The organism is Kocuria sp. KKT182 (assembly GCF_055635395.1).
Genome location: NZ_CM145757.1, coordinates 3,322,474 through 3,339,435, shown reverse-complemented (window position 1 = coordinate 3,339,435; position 16,962 = coordinate 3,322,474). Strand labels below are relative to the sequence as shown.

15 protein-coding genes are annotated in these 16,962 nt (G+C 75.1%); 8 read left to right on the top strand and 7 right to left on the bottom strand.

Annotated elements, in window-relative coordinates; all coding sequences use genetic code 11:
* The first annotated feature begins 25 nt into the window (after nucleotides 1-25).
* The gene (locus ACZ2G1_RS15570; RefSeq protein WP_470377121.1) at nucleotides 26-3,037 is read left to right on the top strand and encodes a glycosyl hydrolase family 65 domain-containing protein; all 3,012 of its coding nucleotides are present in this window, start codon (nucleotides 26-28) and stop codon (nucleotides 3,035-3,037) included.
* Between the two features lie 157 nt (nucleotides 3,038-3,194).
* Nucleotides 3,195-4,082 (top strand): endonuclease/exonuclease/phosphatase family protein, encoded by an 888-nt coding sequence (locus tag ACZ2G1_RS15565; RefSeq protein ID WP_017834077.1) that lies wholly within the window; start codon nucleotides 3,195-3,197, stop codon nucleotides 4,080-4,082.
* A 3-nt stretch (nucleotides 4,083-4,085) separates the two neighbouring features.
* Here ACZ2G1_RS15565 and ACZ2G1_RS15560 read toward each other — a convergent pair whose 3' ends face one another.
* The 4 genes from ACZ2G1_RS15560 to ACZ2G1_RS15545 all read right to left on the bottom strand — a co-directional run bounded on the left by ACZ2G1_RS15560 (nucleotide 4,086) and on the right by ACZ2G1_RS15545 (nucleotide 7,780).
* Complete coding sequence (locus ACZ2G1_RS15560; protein WP_368828373.1) at nucleotides 4,086-5,285, bottom strand: CapA family protein; 1,200 nt, start codon at nucleotides 5,283-5,285, stop codon at nucleotides 4,086-4,088.
* A gap of 47 nt (nucleotides 5,286-5,332) precedes the next feature.
* Nucleotides 5,333-6,058, bottom strand: coding sequence for a DUF1028 domain-containing protein (locus ACZ2G1_RS15555; RefSeq protein ID WP_017834079.1), 726 nt, complete (start codon nucleotides 6,056-6,058; stop codon nucleotides 5,333-5,335).
* 307 nt (nucleotides 6,059-6,365) lie between these two features.
* Entirely contained in the window at nucleotides 6,366-7,202 is an 837-nt protein-coding gene (locus tag ACZ2G1_RS15550; RefSeq protein WP_470377120.1) for an endonuclease/exonuclease/phosphatase family protein, read from the bottom strand.
* Nucleotides 7,203-7,216: 14 nt separating this feature from the next.
* Nucleotides 7,217-7,780, bottom strand: coding sequence for a Dps family protein (locus ACZ2G1_RS15545; RefSeq protein ID WP_176337966.1), 564 nt, complete (start codon nucleotides 7,778-7,780; stop codon nucleotides 7,217-7,219).
* 225 nt (nucleotides 7,781-8,005) lie between these two features.
* Between ACZ2G1_RS15545 and ACZ2G1_RS15540 the strand changes: the two genes are divergently transcribed.
* The 4 genes from ACZ2G1_RS15540 (at nucleotide 8,006) to ACZ2G1_RS15525 (ending at nucleotide 12,671) form a co-directional block, all read left to right on the top strand.
* Complete coding sequence (locus tag ACZ2G1_RS15540) at nucleotides 8,006-8,230, top strand: hypothetical protein (RefSeq protein ID WP_017834082.1); 225 nt, start codon at nucleotides 8,006-8,008, stop codon at nucleotides 8,228-8,230.
* Nucleotides 8,231-8,259: 29 nt separating this feature from the next.
* On the top strand, nucleotides 8,260-8,808 hold the full coding sequence (locus tag ACZ2G1_RS15535; RefSeq protein WP_470377119.1) for a hypothetical protein: 549 nt from the start codon (nucleotides 8,260-8,262) through the stop codon (nucleotides 8,806-8,808).
* Nucleotides 8,809-8,880: 72 nt separating this feature from the next.
* A complete protein-coding gene (locus ACZ2G1_RS15530) occupies nucleotides 8,881-10,917 on the top strand; it encodes an NADPH-dependent 2,4-dienoyl-CoA reductase (RefSeq protein ID WP_017834084.1) in 2,037 nt (678 codons plus the stop codon).
* 125 nt (nucleotides 10,918-11,042) lie between these two features.
* Nucleotides 11,043-12,671: an amidohydrolase gene (locus ACZ2G1_RS15525; RefSeq protein ID WP_470377118.1), complete on the top strand. Its 1,629-nt coding sequence runs from the start codon at nucleotides 11,043-11,045 to the stop codon at nucleotides 12,669-12,671.
* Between the two features lie 26 nt (nucleotides 12,672-12,697).
* On the opposite strand, the gene rraA is transcribed toward ACZ2G1_RS15525, so the two are convergent.
* Genes rraA through ACZ2G1_RS15510 form a run of 3 tightly spaced genes read right to left on the bottom strand, consistent with a single transcriptional unit; the run spans nucleotide 12,698 to nucleotide 15,514 of the window.
* Nucleotides 12,698-13,177: a ribonuclease E activity regulator RraA gene (gene rraA, locus ACZ2G1_RS15520; protein WP_017834086.1), complete on the bottom strand. Its 480-nt coding sequence runs from the start codon at nucleotides 13,175-13,177 to the stop codon at nucleotides 12,698-12,700.
* Between the two features lie 41 nt (nucleotides 13,178-13,218).
* A complete protein-coding gene (locus tag ACZ2G1_RS15515; RefSeq protein ID WP_368828362.1) occupies nucleotides 13,219-14,781 on the bottom strand; it encodes an MDR family MFS transporter in 1,563 nt (520 codons plus the stop codon).
* 4 nt (nucleotides 14,782-14,785) lie between these two features.
* Nucleotides 14,786-15,514: a PepSY domain-containing protein gene (locus ACZ2G1_RS15510; RefSeq protein WP_017834088.1), complete on the bottom strand. Its 729-nt coding sequence runs from the start codon at nucleotides 15,512-15,514 to the stop codon at nucleotides 14,786-14,788.
* Between the two features lie 172 nt (nucleotides 15,515-15,686).
* On the opposite strand from ACZ2G1_RS15510, the gene ACZ2G1_RS15505 reads away from it, so the two are divergent.
* Nucleotides 15,687-16,463, top strand: coding sequence for an FhaA domain-containing protein (locus tag ACZ2G1_RS15505; protein ID WP_176337969.1), 777 nt, complete (start codon nucleotides 15,687-15,689; stop codon nucleotides 16,461-16,463).
* Nucleotides 16,464-16,961: an FHA domain-containing protein FhaB/FipA gene (locus ACZ2G1_RS15500; RefSeq protein ID WP_017834090.1), complete on the top strand. Its 498-nt coding sequence runs from the start codon at nucleotides 16,464-16,466 to the stop codon at nucleotides 16,959-16,961.
* The last annotated feature ends 1 nt before the right edge of the window (nucleotide 16,962 follow it).

Below are 16,962 nucleotides of genomic sequence, written 5' to 3'. Positions count from 1 at the left end.
CGGAGGCAGGTGGCACAATGACCGCATGAGCGGCGTCCTGGAGCAGCCTGCCGTCCACGGCAGGAGCACCTACGGAGCGGTGGTGCTCGCCCTCGCACCGGCGGGGGCCGCACCGGGCCCCGCCGACACCGCCCGCGCCGGCGACGACGCCGCCCCGGTCCCGATACGCCCCACCGGCGGAGTCCTGCACCCGCGCCACGAGGCGGGGGCCGCCGAGCTCTTCGCCCGCCTGCGCGCCGAGGGCGTGCTCACGGCCCTGGTCACCACCCACCCGGAGCTGGGCGCGGGACCGCCGGCGGACATCGTGGTCGCGGCCGATCCGCCGCGGGACGGCACCGCGGGGCGGGACGGGCCGGACCCGCACCCGCCGGCCGCCTCCCTGCTGCTCGCCTCCCGCCGGCTGGCGGTGGAGCCCGAGCACATCGTGGTGGTCAGCGACAGCGACCGCCTGGTGCGGACCGCCGTGACCCACGGCTTCGGGCTCGTCGTGGGGCTCGACGGCGCGGGCCGGCGGGGCCGGCTGCTCGCCGCCGGCGCCCACCTCGTGGTGGACGACCTCACGGACCTCGACATCCCGGTCGCCACCGCCCCGGGGGATTCCGACTGGGCCGGCGGCTGCGGCGGGGGCAGCCCGTGGAACCTGACCTACGCCGACCTCGACCCGCCGCGCGAGGGGATGCGGGAGTCGCTGTGCACCCTCGGCAACGGGTACATGGCCGTGCGCGGCGCCGCGAGCGAGTCCCGGGCCGACGGCACGCACTACCCCGGCACCTACCTCGCGGGCGTCTACAACCGGCTGCGCTCCGAGGCCGCCGGTCTCGTCCTGGAGCACGAGGACCTCGTGAACGCCCCCAACTGGCTGCTGGTGCAGTACCGCGTCCAGGACGGCTACTGGTTCGAGCCCACCCCGGACAACGTGCTGGAGCACCACCAGGACCTCGACCTGCGCACCGGGGTGCTGACCCGCACCCTGCGCTTCCGGGACGAGGCCGGGCGCACCACCCGCGTGACCACCCGCCGGTTCGTCTCCCAGGACCAGCGCCATCTGGCGGGGCAGGAGACGGTCTTCGAGGCCGAGGACTGGAGCGGGACCCTGACCGTGCGCAGCCTCGTGGACGCCGACGTCCGCAACCGCAACGTCGCGGAGCACGCCGCCCTGGCCGGCCGGCACCTGGCCGACGCCCGGCTCGAGGACCTGGGCCACGGGACCGCACGGGTCGAGGTGGCCACGTCCTGGTCCGGCGTCCGGATCGCCGTGGCCGCCCGCACCCGGGTGCTCCGCAGCGGCACGGAGGACCGGCTGCTCTCCCGGGTCCCGTCCCGGCCCGCGCCCGGCGTGGTGGGCCACGAGCTGCGGCTGCGGATGGACCCGGGGCGGGCCGTGCGGGTCGAGAAGGTCGTCGCCCTCGTGACCTCGCAGGACCGGGCGATCGCCACGCCCGCGCACGCCGCGTCCACGCTGCTGGAGCGGGCGGGCGGCTTCGACGAGCTGCTCTCCGCCCACGTGGTCGCGTGGCAGGCCCTGTGGTCCGCCTTCGCCGTGGCCACCGACGCCGGCGGCCAGCAGGGCCTGGCCGTGAACCTCAACACCTTCCACGTCCTGCAGTCGGTGGCGGCCGCGCACCCGGACCTGGACGCCGGCGTCCCGCCCCGCGGGCTGCACGGCGAGGGCTACCGCGGCCACGTGTTCTGGGACGAGATGTTCGTCTACCCCATGCTCACCCTCCGCCGGCCCGAGTGGACCCGGGCGCTGCTGGCCTACCGGTACCGGCGCCTGCCCGAGGCGCGGGCGGCGGCCCGCGCGGCCGGCCACGAGGGAGCCATGTTCCCGTGGCAGAGCGGCAGCGACGGCCGCGAGGAGACCCCGCGGGCGCTGTTCAACCCCCGCACCGGCCGGTGGATCCCGGACCACTCGCGGCTGCAGCGCCACGTGGGGCTGGCGGTCGCGCACAGCGTGTGGCAGTACTACCAGGCCACGGGCGACACCCGCTTCCTGATCGAGCAGGGCGCCGAGCTCGTGGTGGAGATCGCCCGGTTCTTCTCGAGCCTCGCGGTGCACGACCCCGAGGACGACCGGTACGTGATCACGGGGGTGATGGGCCCGGACGAATTCCACGACGGCGCCCCGGGCGCGCCGGGCTCGGGGCTGCGCAACAACGCCTACACCAACGTCATGACGGCGTGGCTGCTCGCGCGGGCGGTCGAGATGGTCGAGCGTCTCGGCCAGGACTACGGCGGGCCCCTGTGGCGGCGCCTGGGCCTGCGGGAGGACGAGGTGGCCCGCTGGGAGCGGGTCCGCACCCGGCTGCGGGTGCCGTTCCTGGCCGGCGGCGTCCTCGCCCAGTTCGAGGGCTACGAGGAGCTGCCGGAGCTCGCCTGGGAGGACTACCGGACCCGCTACGGCTACATCGGGCGCCTCGACCTCATCCTCGACGCCGAGGGGCGCTCCACGAACGACTACCGGCTGGCCAAGCAGGCCGACGTCCTGATGCTGCTGTACCTGTTCTCCGCGGAGGAGCTGCGGGAGCTGCTGGGGCAGATGGGCTACGACTTCCCGGCGGAGGCGGTCCGGGCCACCGTCGCCTTCTACTGCGACCGCTCCTCGCACGGGTCCACGCTCTCCAACGTGGTGCACTCCTGGGTCGAGGCCCGCCGGGACCGCCCCAGCTCCTGGTCCTTCCTCACCCGGGCGCTCAACAGCGACCTCGTGGATGCCCAGGGGGACACGGTCCGCGAAGGGGTGCACCTGGGGGCCATGGCCGGCTCCGTGGACATCCTCACCCGCTGCTACACGGGCCTGGAGGTCCGGGACGACATGCTGTGGCTGCACCCGGCGATCCCCCCGCAGCTGCCCAAGGTGTCCTTCTCGATCAGCTACCGGGACCAGCCCATCCAGGTCGAGGTCACCCGCGCCGGGCTGCGGCTCTACCTCGCCCCCGGCCCCGCCGAGCCCGTGCGCGTGAACGTCGACGGCGAGGTCCACGAGCTCGCCGCCGGGCAGATCCGGCACTTCCCCGTGGCGGTGACCGATGCCTGAGCCGTGCACCGCCGGCCACGGGGCCGCGGTCCCCGTGGAGGACCCCACGAGTTCACCGGATGATCACCGGGGGTTCCCCCTCGGTGGCACCGTGGTCGGGCCGCCCGGTCCACCATGGGACGACGACGCCCCCGCACTCCCCCACCCTGGAGCAGTGATGTCCTCAGACACCGTCCTTCTCGACCGTTCCACGACCCCCGGCGTCGCCGATCCCGCGGTGCCGCTCATCGGTCCCGCCACGGGCCGCGCCCTGCACGTGATGAGCTACAACATCCGCTTCCACCACAGCGGCACGCACGCCGGGAACCCGGACCACTGGCCCGACCGCGCGCCCCGGCTGGCGCGGCTGCTGCAGCTCGAGCAGCCCACGCTGCTCGGGGTGCAGGAGGCCCTCCACCACCAGCTGCCGGCGGTGGAGCGGGCGCTGCCCGCCGGCTACCGGATGGTCGGCTACGGGCGCGCCGGGGGCAGCAAGGGCGAGTACTCCGCGATCTTCTACGACGCCCGGCGCCTGGAGCTGGTGGAGTGGGACCAGTTCTGGCTCTCCGGCACCCCGGAGCTCATCGGCTCCACCACCTGGGGCAACGACATCCCGCGCATCGTCACCTGGGGCCGCTTCCTGGACCGCGGCACCGGCACCGACCTCGTGCTCGTCAACACCCACTTCGACCACGACTCCGAGACCGCCCGGGACCGCAGCGCGGAGGCCCTGGTCGAGCTCGTGCACAGCTTCCACCCGCACACCCCCACCCTGGTCACCGGGGACTTCAACGCGGAGGCGGGGGACTCCGGGGCTTACGAGACGCTCGTGGGCTCCGGGGTGCTCGCCGACACCTGGACGGCCGCCGAGGAACGGCTCACCCCCGCGTGGGGCACCTTCCCGGACTACGGCGAGGCCGTGGAGGGCGAGGAGCGGATCGACTGGGTGCTGGCCGGCCCCGGCGTCCGGGTGCGCCGCGCCGCGATCAACACCGCCCGCTTCGCGGGGGGCCACCCCAGCGACCACGCCCCGGTGCAGGCGCTCGTCACCCTCGACCGGGACTGAGCGCTACTCCCCTGCGGGACCGAGGGCGAGCGGGCGCCACGGGCGGGCGCCGTCGGCCTCCGCCCCCATCGACCCCACGGTCCGCGCGGTGCGCGCCAGGGACGCCGCGTCCTCCTCGCGGGAGCGGCAGACGTCCTCGGCCGGCAGCGCGCACCACCGGATCGGGTCCAGGGTGAGGATGTGCGGGGTCCACACCGGGTCCCCGGCCACCCACTCCCCGTCCTCGCGCGCGAAGGACATGCTGACCGTCAGGCCCTCGTTGTTGACCGGCACCCGGGTGGCGTGCTCCGAGACGCTGTTGCCCAGGCCGTGCACGATCCAGGTGTCCCCGCGCTTCTCGATCGGCAGCACCGAGTGCGTGTGGTGGCCGTAGACGAAGTCGAACTCCCCGCTGTCGGCGAGCGCGTGCGTGACCTCGAACTGCTGCCGGTCGGGCGCCGAGGAGTACTCCTCGCCGGCGTGCACCGCGGCCAGCACGATCTCCGCCCCCGCCGCCCGGGCCGCGCGCGCCTTGCGGACCATCTCGGGGACGTCCAGCAGGTCCACGCGCCACGCGGCGTCCGGGACGTTGCCGTTGAGCCCGTAGGTGCCGGTCACCAGGCCCACCCGCACGCCGTCCGCGTCCAGGACCAGCGGCTCCCGCGCGTCCTCGGCGGCGCGGTACGTGCCGGTGGTCGCGATCCCGGCGTCCGCCAGGACGTCGAGGGTCCGTTCGAGGCCCTCCGGGCCGGCGTCCACCGCATGGTTCGAGGCCGTGGTGCACGCGTCGTAGCCGAGGTCCGCCAGCGCCGGGACGATCTGCGGCGGCACCTCGAACGAGGGGTACCCGGAGAAGGGGCCCTCGGCCGCGGCGAACGGGGTCTCCATGTTGCAGACGGCGAGGCCGGCGTCCTCCGTGAACGGGCGCAGGCCCTCCACGAGCGGGCCGAAGTCCAGCTCCCCGTCCCCGTCCGCCTCGGCCTGCGCCCACAGCCCCGGGTGGAGCAGGACGTCGCCGGTGACCACGACCTCCAGCCGGTCCGGGGCCGCCTCCGGCGCTGCGGGGGCCGACGACGCCGCCCCGGTCCCGTCCGGAGCGCTCGCCGGCGGCCCGGCCGGCTCCGGGGAGCAGCCGGCGAGGACCGTCGCCCCCGCCAGGAGGACCGCGGTCAGGCCCGCCGCGGGGCCGTAGCGCACCGGCGGGAGGACACGACGAGAACTCATGGACCGAGGGTAGGCCACCCCGGCGGGGGCCGCCCACCCGAGGGAGGTCAGGACAGGACCGTCGACCAGAGCCCCTCGTCCTCGGGACGGTGCGGGACCTCGGTGCTGGGCACCACCTCGGCCGGCGCCGGGTGGGCCCTGCCCTTCAGCGCGAGCATCTCCTCCAGGTCCTCCAGCGGGGTGGGCGAGTTGTCGGCCCGCAGGTCGACGTCGAGCAGCACGGGGTACTGGAAGCCCGCGAGCGTGTCGGCCACGAGCACCGCGGCGCTCTGCTGCCCCCGGCTGTCCCCACCCGCGTCCCGGCCCGCGCGCAGGCAGGCCAGGAGCGCGCCGGCCATCTCGGTGCTGGTCGGCCCGGACCCCGTGAGCGCCTCGTCCATCGCGGCGCGCATCGACTCGACGACCTCCGGGCCGGTCAGGTAGTTGCCGATCACCACGAAGTCGGCCCCGGCCACGCCCCCCGCCCAGGGCGTGCACAGGCTGCCGGTGAGGTGGGCGCCGGGCCCCGCCACGGGCAGGACGGCCACCTGGCGCAGCGCCAGGTCCGGGTCGGCGTCGGTCAGGGCCGCGATCGCCTCCTCGGCCGTGCCCCCGTGGTGCAGGGTGCGGAGCATCTCGAAGCGCAGCCGCCGGTTGGTCCACGCCTGGGAGGCGACCACCCCGGCGGTGGGCACGAGGGCCGGCACGGCGTTGCCCACGGCGAGCGAGCAGCTCGCCGTGGCGGCGCCGAGCAGGCGGGAGTCCGCGCTCCGGGCGATCACGGTGTAGGTCACGAGCACCTCCTGGCCGGCACGTCCGTGCCGGCCGGTTCGTTGTCGATGGATGCCCCGCGCGGACCGGGGCGGGACGTCCTCCACCCCGGCACGCCGGGCCCGCGGTGCTGGTGGCGGGCCGTCCCGGGTGCACAGGGTGGGACGACACCCACGACCGGGTGCGCACCGGCAGGGCGGCCGCACGGAGCACCTGCCGGGTGCTCCCGGGCGGACGGCTCATTCCTACCACCGGGAGGCGGCGGATGGCACGCGGAGCACGGATCGCCGCCCTGGGGAGCGCCGCGTGCCGGGCACGGCGGTCCCGGCCTCAGGAGGCGGGGCCGCCGTCGTGCTCGAGCTCGGCCCGCACCGGGAAGTGGTCCGAGGCCCACACCCCGCGCGGACGCTCGGCCAGGACCCGGGCGTCGAGCACGCGGACCGGGCCGCCGTACAGGATCCAGTCCAGGCGCGCCGTCCTGGCCCCGGGCTCCCGGTAGCGGGGGAAGGTCCCCGCGGCGTCCGGGGGCAGGGTGTCCCGCAGCCCGCCGGCGAGCGCGGCGTCCCAGGTGCGGGAGCGGCCGGCAGCCGCGTTCATGTCCCCGAGGAGCACCAGGGGGCCGTCCCACCCGAGGAGGAGGCCCTGGAGCGCGGCCAGCTGGCGCAGTCGCGCCCGCTCCGGCCACGGGTCGAGGTGGGTGGCGCCCACCCGCCAGGCCACTCCCGTGCGCCGGTCCGTGAGGTCGGCCAGCACCAGGGTGCGGGGGAAGAGGTCCCCCGGCACCTTCGACCCCGGGACCTCCGGCAGCGCGGACAGCCACCGCTGCTGCCAGCGCTCGATCCGGAAGCGGGCGGTGTCCACGGCCAGCAGGCACCGCTCGCCGCCGCCGTCGGCGTCCCGGCCCCCGCCCAGGAGGACGTGGTCCGGCCCCAGGGCCTGCCGGACGTGGTGCAGCTGCTCCGGGAGGACCTCCTGGAGGGCGACCAGCTCCGGCCGGTGGGCCCGGAGCACGGCCTGCACGGCGGGGGCCCGGGTGAACCACGCGTCCGGCGCCGTCCGGCCGTACTTCGGCAGGGGACGCCGGACGTTGAAGGTCATGGCCGTGAACGCGCCCCGGCCCCGCGGACCACGGGGGTCGGCGGGGCCGGGGCGGGCGTGGGCTGCCACGGTCGCGGGGCGGACTACTGGGCGGCGGACTCCGCCGCGCCCTGCTCCGTGCGGGCGCCGCCGTGCTGGAGGTCGCCGCCGCTGTTCTCGAGGTGGGCGCGCATGAACCACTGGAAGAGCTCGAGCTCCTTGACGTGGCCGATGAGCATGTCCTCCGTGACGGGGTCGAGCTCGCCGACCTTCTGGATCGCGTCGCGGTGGTCCTCGATCACGCCGTTGTAGACGATGTCGAGGGCGGCGAGGTGCTCCACGCCGGTGGCGCGGTGGACCGAGTAGTCGTCCCAGGTGCGGGCCTGGACGAGATCGCCCGGCAGCCCGGAGGGGCCCACGCCCAGGGTGGCCATGCGCTCGGCGAGCTCGTCGACGAAGCCGCGCACGAGCTCGATCTGCGGGTCCAGCATCTCGTGGACCGAGATGAAGTTGGGGCCCACCACGTTCCAGTGGGCGTGCTTGAGCGTGAGCTGGAGGTCGTTGAGGGCGTGCAGGCGCTGCTGGAGCGTCTGGGCGACCTCGTGACCGTTCTCGGTGGACAGGCCGGGCACGGTGTAGGGGGCGGTGCGCTGGTTCGGGGTGGCCATGAGTTCGTCTCCGTGTTTCCGGCCGCCGCGGGGCGGCGGCCTGGCTCGACAACTGCGGGCGGCCCGCGGGACGGGCCTCTGCCCCCACTATGGCACGCCTCCCACCCACTGTCAGCACCCTGTCCATTCGCTTCGCTGTCCGCGATATCCAGGGGATGCGCGCCCGCCGCAGGACGCCTGATCGGGGCCTTGCCAGGACGCGGAGCCACTGATTGGCTGGGGCCCATGGACACGACTCCCGCCTCCGGCGACCAGCTCCCCGACGACCCGCACCTGGCCGACGACGTCGGCGTCCCCGACACCCCGGCGCGCGACCTCGAGACGGCCCCGGACCCCCTGGGCCAGACCAACGCCGGCCAGCGCGTGCCGAGCGCGGGGGACGCCGCGGACCCCGCCGACCCGGACTTCGGCGCGGGGGCAGGCGGCCCCGGCCCCACGGCCGGGGACTGACCCGGCGCGCCGCCGCTGCCCTGGGTCCCATGAGCACCCGCAGCACCAGCACCGCCGGGATCGCGCGGGCCACCGGCGTCCCGTGGGAGACCTGGACGGCCCGGCTCGACGAGCTCGGCGCCCGGACGATGGGCCACGCCGAGCTCGCCCGCCGAGTGGCCGAGCAGCTCGAGGGCGCCGTCGACAACCACGAGTGGTGGGCGCAGGCCGTCGCGGTGGCCCACGAGCAGCACACGGGCGCCCGCCGGCCCGGTCAGGCCGGGGACGGCACCTTCGGGGCGAGCGCGAGCCGCACCGTGACCGGCACCCCGGAGGAGGCGCTCGCCCGGTGGAGCGCGCTCATGGCCGGCCGCACGGAGGTCGGCGGCGTCCCGTTCCAGCAGCCGCCCACCACCGCCGCCACCGCGAAGTGGCGCTACTGGCGGGCTCGCCTCGCCGACGGGTCCAGGGTCTCCGCGAACATCGGCGCCAAGGCCGGTGGCCGCGCCACGGTGGCCCTCGCGCACACCGGCCTGGCCTCCGCGGAGGACGTCGTGCGGTGGCGCGCGGCCTGGAAGGACCTGCTGGCCGCGCTCTGAGCCCGTGCCGCGCTTGTGAGGCGGCTCACTCCTCGCCTACGGTGACCAAGTACCTGAGACGAGGAGTATCAGATGACCGTGCCCTATCCGCGCCTGCTCGCACCCCTGGACCTGGGCTTCACCACCCTGCCCAACCGGGTGCTCATGGGATCGATGCACACCGGTCTCGAGGAGCTGCCCGGAGGGTTCGAGCGGCTCGCGGAGTTCTACGCGGAGCGGGTGCGGGGCGGGGTGGGACTCATCGTCACGGGCGGCGTGGGGCCGAACCCCGAGGGCGCCACCCGGGCCGGGGGTGCTCTCCTGCGCACCCCCGAGGAGGTGGCCCGGCACCGCCTGGTGACCGGCGCCGTGCACGCCGAGGGCGGCAGGATCGCCCTGCAGATCCTGCACTCCGGCCGCTACGCCAAGGCCCCGGCCGCCGTGGCCCCGAGCTCCCTGCGTGCCCCCATCAGCCCCGTGGTGCCGCACGAGCTCACCGCGGAGGAGATCGAGCGGACCATCGAGGACTTCGCCCGCACCGCCGCGCTCGCCCGGGAGGCCGGCTACGACGGCGTGGAGATCATGGGCTCCGAGGGCTACCTCATCAACGAGTTCGTCGCCGCCGAGACCAACCACCGCACCGACGAGTGGGGAGGGTGCTACCCGAACCGGATGCGCCTGCCCGTGGAGATCGTCCGCCGCGTCCGCGAGCGCACCGGCCCGGACTTCGTCCTCATCTACCGGCTCTCCATGCTGGACCTGGTCCCCGGCGGCTCCACGCTCGAGGAGGTCGTGGCACTGGCCCGGGCGGTCGAGGCCGCCGGCGCCACCCTGCTCAACACCGGCATCGGCTGGCACGAGGCGCGCATCCCCACGATCGCCACGGTCGTCCCCCGCGGCGGCTTCTCCTGGGTGACGCGCCGGCTCAAGGGCGAGGTCGGGATCCCGCTGGTCGCCGTGAACCGGATCAACACCCCGGAGACCGCGGAGCGGATCCTGGCGGACGGGGACGCCGACATGGTGTCCCTGGCCCGGCCCCTGCTCGCGGACCCGGACTTCGTGGTCAAGGCCGCGCGCGGCCGGGCGGACACCATCAACACGTGCATCGCGTGCAACCAGGCGTGCCTGGACCACACCTTCGCGGGCCGCACGGCGTCCTGCCTGGTCAACCCGCGGGCCGGGCACGAGACCCTGCTGCGCCTCGGCCCCACCCGCCGGGCCGAGCGGATCGGCGTGGTCGGCGCGGGCCCCGCGGGGCTGGCCTTCGCCGTCGGCGCCGCGGAGGCCGGGCACGCCGTCACCCTCTTCGAGGCGGCGGACCGGATCGGCGGGCAGTTCCTGATGGCGCTGCGCATCCCCGGCAAGGAGGAGTACGCGGAGACGCTGCGCTACTACGGGGTGCGGCTCGCCGAACTGGGGGTGGAGGTGCGGCTCGGGACGGAGGCCGGGCCCGGGCACCTGCGCGGCTTCGACCGGCTCGTGCTCGCCACCGGCGTGGAACCGCGCGTGCCCGCGATCGAGGGGGTGGAGCACCCCTCGGTCGTGGGCTACCGGGACGTCCTGCAGCACGGGGCGCCCGTGGGACGCCGGGTCGCGGTCCTGGGCGCCGGGGGCATCGGCTTCGACGTCGCCGAGTTCCTCCTGCACTCCGCCGGCACGGACTTCTACCGCGCGTGGGGCGTCGACACGACGCTGTCCGCCCGGGGCGGGCTGGTCGAGCCCCGGCCCGGGCGCCCGGCGCGCGAGGTGACGCTGCTGCAGCGCTCCCCCGGCAAGCTCGGGGCCGGCCTGGGCCGCACGACCGGCTGGATCCACCGGACCTCGCTCCGGGCCGGCGGCGTCCGCACCCTGAGCGGGGTCGTGTACCGGCGGATCGACGACGACGGGCTGCACCTCACCGCGCCGGGACCCGACGGCACGGAGCCGGTCGAGCAGGTGCTGCCGGTCGACACCGTGGTGCTGTGCACGGGCCAGGAGCCGCTGCGGCGGCTGCACGACACGCTGCTGGGGACCGGCCACGACACCGGCGCCGTACCGGTGCACCTCATCGGCGGGGCGGACGTGGCGGCCGAGCTGGACGCCAAGCGGGCGATCCGGCAGGCCACGGAGCTCGTCGCCGCCCTGGGCTGACCGCTCCCGGCCCGGGCCCGGCCTGGCGGGGCAGGGCCGGGCCAGGAGCGGGCCGCGCCGTGCGGCGATGTGCGGGACCGGGCCCCGGGTGCCACGATGGGGTCACTCCCGCGGAAAGGATCCCCATGCAGCTCGACCTCCTGCTCGTCAACGCCACGGTCCTGACCATGGACCCGGACCGCCCGACGGCGTCGAGCCTCGGCGTGCACGGCGGGCGGATCGTGGTCCTCGACGACCCGGACGTGCCGGCGGCCGAGACCGTGGACCTCGGCGGGGCCACCGTGCTGCCGGGGTTCGTGGACGCGCACTGCCACACCGCGTGGTTCGGGCTCGGCCTGGCGGAGGTGGACCTCTCCGGCTGCACATCCCTGGACGAGCTGTACGCGGCCCTGGAGCGCGGCATGGCCGCGAAGCCGCGGGACGAGGAGTGGCTCATGGCCACCGGCTTCCTCCCCGCCACCGTGGGCGGGTCGCTGCCCGACATCGACGTCCTCGACCGCATCACGGGCCGCACGCCGCTGTTCGTCCGGCACACGTCCGGCCACGCGGCGGTGGTGAACTCCGAGGCGCTGCGGCGGGCGGAGATCTTCACCCCGGGGACCCCGGACCCGGTGGGCGGGCGGGTGGCGCGGGACGACACCGGCCGCGCCACGGGCCTGGTCGAGGAGACCGCCCAGGCCGTGGTGCAGGAGCTGTTCCGCCCCTACCCGGTGGACCGGATCGTGGCGGCGCTCGACCGCGCCACCGCCCGCTACGCCGCCGAGGGCATCACCACGTTCGCCGAGGCGGGGGTGGGCGCCGGGTGGATCGGGCACAACCCCTCCGAGCTGCAGGCCTACCAGCAGGCCCGGGACGCCGGCGTCCTGCACGCCCGGGCCCAGGTGATGCCCGTGCTGGACGTCCTGCACGGGATCAGCGGCCTCGGGGACGGCTCCGAGCGCGGGCTCGACCTCGGGCTGCGCACCGGCTTCGGCGACGACGAGCTCAGGCTCGGACCGGTCAAGGTGTTCGTGGACGGCTCGCTGCTCGGGGAGACCGCCGCCGTGACCGAGGCGTTCTGCGGAGGCCACTCGACGGGCTACTTCCAGGAGAACCCCGAGCAGATGGCCGAGGCGATCCACGCGGCGTACCGCGCGGGCTGGTCGGTGGCCGCCCACGCGATCGGGGACCGGGCCATCGACTTCGCGATCGATGTGATCACCCGCTGCCAGGACCAGCACGGGCGCCACCGGCTGCCCAACCGGATCGAGCACGCGAGCATCACCCGCCCGGACCAGCTGCCGCGGCTCGCGGCCGCGGGGATCTTGGTGACCCCGCAGATCGGCTTCCTGCGCCCCATGGCCGCCCAGTTCCGCCGGCTCCTGGGCCCCGAGCGCACGGACTGGACCTACCGGGGCCGCAGCTTCCTGGACGCCGGGGTGCGGCTGGCGGGCAGCTCCGACCGGCCGGTCGCCGACGGCGACGTGCTGCGCTCGGTCCAGGCCTGGACCGACCGCCTCGACGGTGACGGACGGCGCTTCGGGCCCGCCGGGGAACGGCTCGACGTGCTGCAGGCCCTCGCCGCCTACACGTCCGAGGCCGCGAAGGCGCTGGGGATGTTCGACCGGATCGGCTCGCTCGCCCCGGGCAAGCTCGCGGACCTGGTGGTGCTGGAGGAGAACCCCCTCGAGGTGCACCGGCGGGGCGGGTCGGTGGAGCACATCGGCGTGCGCGCGACCTACCGCGGCGGCCGGCTCACCCACCGCGCCGGCTGAACGGCGCCGGACGGAGCGGACAGCGCTCAGCCCTCCACGAGGATCCCGTCCTCGTCGGCCCACACCGTCCGGCCCGGGCGGAAGGTCACGCCCTCGATGACGACCGGCACGTCCTGCTCCCCGACGCCGTCCTTGGCGGACTTGCGCGGGTTGGAGCCCAGGGCCTTGACCCCGAGGGGCAGCCCGGCCAGGGCGACCCGGTCCCGCACGGGGCCGTTGATGATGACCCCGGCCCACCCGTTGCGCACCGCGGACTCGGCGATCATGTCCCCCATGAGCGCGGTGCCCATGGAGCCGTGGCCGTCCACGACGAGGACCGCGCCCTCCCCCGGGGAGTTGAGCACGGCCTTCACCAGGCCGTTGTCCTGGAAGCAGCGGACCGTGCGCACCGGCCCGGTGAACGCGGCCGTCCCGCCCAGGTCGAGGAACTGGCGCGGGCAGGACATCAGCTGCTCCCCGCGCTCGTCGTAGAGGTCGGCGGTGGTGAACGGGCGCGGATCGGTCATGAGCTGCTCCTGAGGCATCCGGTGGTGGTTCCGGCACCAGCCTAGCCAGCGGAACCGCCGCGCTCGGCCCCGGCGGGCGCCGCGGCCGGCCCCGGCGCCTCCTCCCGCGCGGCGGGCACGGTCGTGCCCAGCGGGATCTCCTCGATGAGCAGGGACAGCACGAGGCACGCCGCCGCGACCGGGAGACCCCACAGGAAGATCGGCGGCAGCGCCTGGGCGAAGGCCTGCGCGACGGCCTCCTGCACCGGGGCGGGCAGTCCCGCGAGCACCTGGGGGCTCAGGGCGTCGAGGTCGAGGGCGGGCACGGCGCGGCCCCCGAGCGCGTCGTCGAGCCGGGCGACGAAGACGGAGCCGAACACGGCGATCCCGAAGGACGCCCCGATCTGGCGGAAGAAGTTCGACGACGACGTCGCGGCCCCCAGCTCCGCGGGCGGCACCGCGTTCTGCACGATCAGGACGAGGTTCTGCATGAGGCAGCCGATGCCGAGACCGGTGACGGCCATCCCCGCGGCCGTCAGGGCGTACGGGGTGGACTCGTCGATCAGCGAGAGCAGCGCGAGCCCGGCGGCCATCACCGCGGAGCCCAGCACGGGCCAGTGCTTGTAGCGCCCCGTGCGTGCGATGCGGCGGCCGGTGCCGATCGTGCCGACGAGCATCCCGGCCGTCACGGGGATCATCATCAGGCCGGCGGTGGTGGCCGAGGCGCCGTCGACCATCTGCAGGTAGGTGGGCAGGTAGGTGATGGTCGCGAACATGATCACGCCCATGCCGACGGCCGCCGCGGTGGGCACCACGAAGTTGCGCACGCGGAACAGGTGCAGCGGGATGATCGGCTCCGCGGCGCGGCGCTCCACCAGCACGAACAGCACGCCGAGCACCAGGACCGCCCCGGCGAGGCCGAGGATCCGCGGGCTCGACCACGCGTACGCCGTGCCGGCCCACGTGGTGAGGAGCACGAACGCCACGCTGCCCAGCGCCAGCAGCGCCGTGCCCAGCACGTCGAGGCGCACCCGTCCCCGGGGGACGTGCGGCAGGTGCAGGAAGCGGGGGATGAACAGGAGCGTCACCAGGCCCAGCGGCAGGTTGATGTAGAACACCCACCGCCAGCTCACGAGGTCCGTGAGGAACCCCCCGACCAGCGGCCCGCTCACCGAGGCGAGACCGAAGGCCGCCCCGATCACGCCCATGTACCGGCCGCGCTCGCGGGCCGGCACGAGGTCCGCGATGATCGCCTGCGCCCCGATCAGGAGGCCGCCGCCGCCCAGGCCCTGCAGCGCGCGGAGGACGATGAGCTGCGTCATGTCCTGGGCGGCGCCCGAGAGCACGGAGCCGAGCAGGAAGACCACGACGGCCAGCAGGAAGATCCGCTTGCGCCCGTAGAGGTCGCCCAGCTTCCCGTAGACCGGCAGGCCCACGGTGGCGGCGAGCACGTACGCCGTGACCACCCAGGAGATCCGGTCGAGCCCGTCCAGGTCCCCGACGATCGAGGGCAGCGCCGTGGCCACGATCGTCTGGTCGAGGGCGGCCAGCAGGACCGCCATGAGCAGGCCCAGGAACGTCAGCCGCAGCCGGCGGCGCTCCGTGCGGCCGGGGTCCGCGACCACGGGGTCAGCGGTCGATCTTCAGCACGGAGCCGTCCTCGACGTTGACGAACACGTCCACGGAGTTGCCGTCCGGCTCGTCGATCTCGACCTCCCACACGGTCGTGCCGTCCTCCGTCTCGAGCTGCGCCTCGTCGACCGTGCCGTTGACCGTCTCCAGCGCCGTGGCCAGCCCCTCGTCGAGGGGCACCCGGACCTGGGCGAGCTTCTCGCCGTCGTCGCTGTCGAGGCCGCCCTCCTCCTCCTGGCTGATCACGTCCTCGCCGTCCTGCGAGACGTACACCTGGTGCTCGCGGTCGTCGGCGGCGACGGTGATCTCCCAGCTGGCCGGGCTGTCCTCCCGTCCGATCTCGAAGGCCTGGGCGTCACCGCCCACCGCGTCCTCGGCCGCGGCGACCGCGGAGGCCACGACGGCCGCCTCGCCGCCGGACCCGCCGGTGGCGTCGTCGCCGGGGCTCTCCGAGGGCGAGGCCGAGCCGGAGGCCGTGGCGGTGCCGTCGTCGTCGGGGCTCGCGCTGTCGTCGGGGCTCGCGCTGTCGTCCGGGGTGGCGGTGTCGTCCGGGCTCGCGCTGTCGTCGGGGGTGGCGGTGTCGGCCGGGGCGCCGGTCTCCGCCGGGGCGGTGGTGCCGTCCCCTCCGGCGCCGCCGTCACCCCCGTCGCCGCCGCAGCCCGTGAGGAGCAGGGCGGAGAGGGCGAGCGCCGCCAGGGACAGGTGCCTTCGGTCAGTGTGCTTCATACCCGGGATTCTTCTCCCCTGCGGACCCCCTGGCAAGGACGTGACCGGGGCGCTGACCCGCCCGGCGCGGACCCCCCACCGGGCTCACAGGCGTCGCGTCTACTATCCTGGAGAACGCCTGACCCGGGACCGGGTGCATGCGCACCGTGATCGACGCCAGGAAGGAGGCGGCATGGGATTCCTCGAGAGCCTCGAGAAGAACATCGAGAAGGCCGTCCGCGCCACCTTCTCCACCGGCTCCCGGAAGCGGGTGGAGGCCGTCGAGATCGCCAGTGCCCTCCGGCGGGAGCTCGACCAGGAGGCGTTCACGATCTCCGCCGGCCGCACCATGGCCCCCAACGTCTTCGTCGTGGAGTTCTCGGACGAGGACTTCCCGCGCGCCCAGGACTGGGGCACGCCGCTCGCGGAGGAGCTGTGCGACGTCGTCATCAAGCACGCCCGCAGCCAGGCCTACACGCTCCAGGGGGCGGTGAAGGTGTCCTTCACCCGCAACCCGGAGGTGGAGGCCGGCGAGTTCCGCGTCCACTCCTCGGCCCAGCGCACCGCCGAGTCCCCCAACACCCCCGCCACCCCGAGCGGGCAGCGGATCGCCCGCGGCCACCGCCGGGAGGAGGACGAGGGGGAGCCGACGCGCTCCGTGCCCGCGCCGCACTGGATCCCGGTGCTCGACGTCGACGGCGCGCGCTACTCCCTCAACGCGGACTCGATCGTGCTGGGCCGCTCCGCCGAGGCGGACATCACCGTGGAGGACACCGGCGTGTCCCGCAAGCACCTCGAGATCCGGCGGCAGGGCGAGCACTTCGTGGCCGTGGACCTCGGCTCCACCAACGGTTCCTACGTGGACGGGGAGCGGGTGATCGGCCGCACCGAGCTGGTCAACGGCTCCGTGATCACCATGGGTCGGACCAGGATCACGTTCCGCCTCCTGACCCCGAAGGGGAACCGCTGAATGTCCGAACTCACCGTCACCCTGCTCCGCTTCGGCTTCCTGGCGCTGCTCTGGATCTTCATCTTCAGCATCGTCGCCAGCCAGGGGCGTGACCTGGCGGTCGGCGGGAAGCTCCCGGCGGTGCTCACGAGGTCCCGCGCCGAGCGCCGGGGCGCCGTGGAGGACCCGGTGCCGCCCGCCGCGGGCCCCAGCACCGGGCAGCGCTCCCGCCCTCAGACCCTGGTCGTCCTCGACGGCCCGCTCCGCGGCCGCAGCTACCCGCTGGGCAACGCCCCGGTGCTGCTGGGCCGCTCCCCCGAGGCCACCGTGCCCCTCGGCGACGACTACGCCTCGGGGCGCCACGCCCGGCTGTTCCCGCAGGGCTCCCGCTGGTTCCTCGAGGACCTCGGTTCCACCAACGGCACCTTCGTCGGCCAGCAGCGCCTCTCCCGGGCCGTGCCGCTCGACCCCGGGACCCCGTTCCGGGTGGGCAAGACCGTCCTGGAACTGAGGTCCTGAC